The organism is Clostridium cuniculi, assembly GCF_004353185.1.
GTDB lineage: Bacteria > Bacillota > Clostridia > Clostridiales > Clostridiaceae > Clostridium > Clostridium cuniculi.
Window position 1 is genome coordinate 1 of record NZ_SMUS01000081.1, and the last position, 3718, is coordinate 3718.

At 27.2% G+C, this 3718-nt stretch carries 3 protein-coding genes; all 3 read right to left on the reverse strand.

Going from position 1 to position 3718, the window contains the following annotated elements; genetic code table 11:
* Nucleotides 1–74: 74 nt before the first annotated feature.
* Genes EJJ37_RS19520 through EJJ37_RS19530 form a run of 3 tightly spaced genes read right to left on the reverse strand, consistent with a single transcriptional unit; the run spans nucleotide 75 to nucleotide 3554 of the window.
* Complete coding sequence (locus EJJ37_RS19520; protein ID WP_133017094.1) at nucleotides 75–449, reverse strand: DUF6262 family protein; 375 nt, start codon at nucleotides 447–449, stop codon at nucleotides 75–77.
* Nucleotides 449–2434 (reverse strand): tyrosine-type recombinase/integrase, encoded by a 1986-nt coding sequence (locus EJJ37_RS19525; protein ID WP_133017093.1) that lies wholly within the window; start codon nucleotides 2432–2434, stop codon nucleotides 449–451. Before EJJ37_RS19525 ends, EJJ37_RS19520 begins: the two co-directional genes overlap by 1 nt.
* The gene (locus EJJ37_RS19530) at nucleotides 2427–3554 is read right to left on the reverse strand and encodes a tyrosine-type recombinase/integrase (RefSeq protein WP_133017095.1); all 1128 of its coding nucleotides are present in this window, start codon (nucleotides 3552–3554) and stop codon (nucleotides 2427–2429) included. The genes EJJ37_RS19525 and EJJ37_RS19530 overlap by 8 nt, the downstream gene beginning before the upstream one ends.
* Nucleotides 3555–3718: the final 164 nt, after the last annotated feature.

Here is a 3718-nt window from a genome sequence, read left to right on the forward strand (position 1 = left end):
ATATCTCGTGTACATGCTTGTACACAGACGTAATTTACTTATTTTATACGTAGACTACATATAAACAATGTAGTCTACATTTTTTCATACAATTTACCTCTAAGAACTTCTAATTGTTCTTTGAGCTTTTTATTTTCTTGTTCTAATTCTTTTATTTTTTTATCTTTAGCTAATATAATAATATCCTTTGATTTAGAAGTTTTATCATACTTAGCTCTTTTGTTCATAGTTTTACTTAGTTGCTTCTGACGAAGCTCCTCGATTCTATTTTTAACTTCTTCATTGTTATAAAGATAAGTTTTAGATACTCCACTTAACTGAGAAACACTATTAAAGTTAATTTTTTGTTCCGATAACGAAAGTTCTCTAATAGCTTTATCAACTTTTTCTAAAGTTATTTTACTTTTCTGTTTTGCATACTCTCTTAATCCTTTAGTGCTTCCAGGCATCATGAATCCTCTCTTGACTTACCGTTTTTATGAACTAACTTTTGTTCCTTTATCTTTTGTAGGGTTTCTTCCAATACACGTAAATATTGACTATTCTTTTCAGCCCAAAGTTCTCTACCACATCTATTACTTATTTCAATTTGTTGCTTAACCTTTTCAATTTCTTCTTCATATTCAGGTATATTTTCAATCGTAGTACAGAAACTTGCACAAGTTAGGCAATGGTTCATCTGTTGCTTACAAGGCAATTTAGAGGCTTTAAAGCATACTCCAAAAGGCACTCTTACTGCATCTAAATTCTTTTTAACATATTCATATCTAATAAGATTTTCACCTTCAGTAGAAGATGTATCTACTTCTATAAGTTCATTATTCGTAGTGTCAACTTTAAACAGTTCTAAATCCTCTGTATTCTTCCATTTTTCATATAATACATTTTCCGAAACAGTAGCATAATGAACTGTCATTTGTAAACTTTGATGTCCTAAAATCTGTTGTATAACACTTATTCCCATACCTTGCTCTACATACTCTTTAGCTCTTGTATGTCTTAGAGAATGAAGTCTGAAATGATATAATTCACCATTAGCATCTCTAATATCTTTTTGAACAATTAACCTTTTAATTGTATTTAGTAAAGTTTGCTTCGCTAACGGTTTTCCTTTTAATTTACCTTCATAAGTGTTAAACAAATACTTCTTAGGATTATTTTCTTCTGTGCTTAATTCTTTTGCTTTATCAATAGATTTTTGAACCATTTCCGCAACTTTATCTCTTATAGGAATTTTAAGTTGTGCTATACCCGTTTTAGTTATTTCTCCGCAAAGATAGTAGTTATATTTTTCTTCTTTGTTATTCCATATTTGTTCTAAACAATTATCATATCTAAGATTTAATATATCAGTTCCACGCCAACCCGTTTCACGAAGTAAAATATAAATAGGTATAAACTGTGGTCTATCTAAATCCATAATATTACTATCTAATTGCTTTAAGATAGGCTCTGGAACAAACTTTGCCTTTTTTACTTCATCTTTATTTAGTTCTCTTTTAGGAATATCATCTTGAAATATAATAAATGATACTTCTTTTTGAGGAGCTTTGTCATATTGAGCTATTTGAATATATTCCAAAAACGTTCTGATATAAGATATAAACTTACTTTTATAAGTAGCATTTTTATCTTTATAATCATTATTAACCCAATATATATAGTTTTCTATATCTTGTCTTGATAGGCTTTCTATAAACCCATCTGTATATCCATTTGAATAAAATTTTTCAAAGAAATAATTCAAATTATTTAATATTTGAAAACAATGATTCCAACTTTTTTTAGTTATAATTGTTTTAAAATATCTTTTTACAGTTCCTCTATAATAGGCTGGTATTTTAGTAAAGTTAATAGAATTGTACGTTCCTGTAACCGCTCCACTTGCAGGAATTTTAGCACCTACAATGTTCTTTGAATACCATATATCTTTTTCAGTTTCTTCTCTATCATCGTAGAAATCTTTGATAAAATCTAAAACATATATGATATTATTCATTTCATAAGCGTTGATTTTGCCTTTGTCTGATATCTTAAATCCTACTTCTACAAGGTAATCTTTAAACTTAAATTTAAAATTATTTGTATCTACATCATTAAAACTTTTATATTTTGAATAATTCTTATTTAAGAAACTATTGAAATGTTTCAATGATGAAGATAAACAAGCTATATAAGAACTTTTAAGTAAATTATTTTTAAAACTATAAATAAAATAGAACTTTAATTCATTTTTTACCACTTCATTACTTATATTTGAAAAATTTATATATCTAATATTTCTTATTACTTTCCCAATAAAGAAATCTTTCGTAACATCCCACTTATCATTATTTAACCAATACCCATTATCTTGGCTAAGATATTCTATTATTTCATCATATTTACTTTGTTGATTACTCTTTATCTCTTGTAAATTTTTCACTTTATTCATCCCCTTCGTTATAAATATCCAAATCTAAATTAGGTCGAGTTCTATTGAACTCTTCGGTTATTTCTTCATCAGAAGGATGTATATAAGTGTTTAAAGTAGTATAAATATTTTTATGTCCTGCTCTTATTCTTAATAGTTCAGGTTGCCATCCAGCCATTCTTAATAATGTCAAAGAACTGTGTCTAAACATATGTGGAGTAGCGTATATACCTGTTACTTTTTTTAACGTTCTAAATAAATTATCTACGTCAGTATAATTCATAGGTTTATATCTATTACTTCCACTAAGTTTGATAAATATATGGTTAGTTTCAACTTCTTCTGTGTGATATTCTGCTATATATTCCATAAACATATCTGCTAAATTTTGAGATATATCTATTCTTCTTGGACTTGATACTGTTTTTATTTCAGCATTATTTTCAAGTTCACCTCGGTCTTGTAAATCTATAACCATATCACTTATATCGAAGTCCTCTATCCATAAAGATAAGCCTTCGCCTATTCTCATACCAGTTTCATATAATAATGTTAATAGAAACTTATCCCTAAGGTTATTACAGGCTCTTATAAGCGTTCCTATTTCTTCTTTAGATAATGTCTTTGGCTTAGATTTAGGAACTTTCAGTTTTAATATATTACTTGTTACTTTCTTTTTCTCATGTGCTATTCCATATAAAAAACCTTTAAAGTTTCTACTTGGAGTAGATACAAAATTTTTAAGCCTATCTGATATATTATTGTTATATTCCTCATGTCTTAAAATATAATCATAGAAAGTTAACACAGTATTTATAACAATATTTACTGTTCGTGGACTTCTTGCTGTATCAGTAGGTCGTACTGGTATAACTTTTAAACTCTTATAAGGATTTTGTAACCAATTAACAAATAAAGCTAAATCATCTATTGTAACATCTTGAAAATTAATTTCTCGTTGTTCCAAATATTCAAAGTATAACTTTAAATGTTGACAGTACATTCTTAAAGTATTTCTTGAGTAGTTTGTATTATCTTTAAATCTAATAAATTTCAATACTGCTTCAATAGGTAATCCGTCACTATCTGCAAGATAATATCTTTCTTTACCTTCATCAGTTTTTACCTTTACTACTTCCATACTCATTCTTCACTCCTATAGCTATTTCTTTTCTAACCATAGTGTTTACTATCTTAACTACTTTTATTACAACTATTTATTCTGTACTCTTCGTTATTTTTCTCTATGAAAGTATTATTTAAATTACTATAAATACGGTTTAGTTTCCTACACTATATTTCTTT

Coding starts and splice junctions, on each gene's coding strand:
- EJJ37_RS19530 (WP_133017095.1), bottom strand. CDS start 3,554: ATGGAAGTAGTAAAGGTAAAAACTGATGAAGGTAAAGAAAGATATTAT.
- EJJ37_RS19525 (WP_133017093.1), bottom strand. CDS start 2,434: ATGAATAAAGTGAAAAATTTACAAGAGATAAAGAGTAATCAACAAAGT.
- EJJ37_RS19520 (WP_133017094.1), bottom strand. CDS start 449: ATGCCTGGAAGCACTAAAGGATTAAGAGAGTATGCAAAACAGAAAAGT.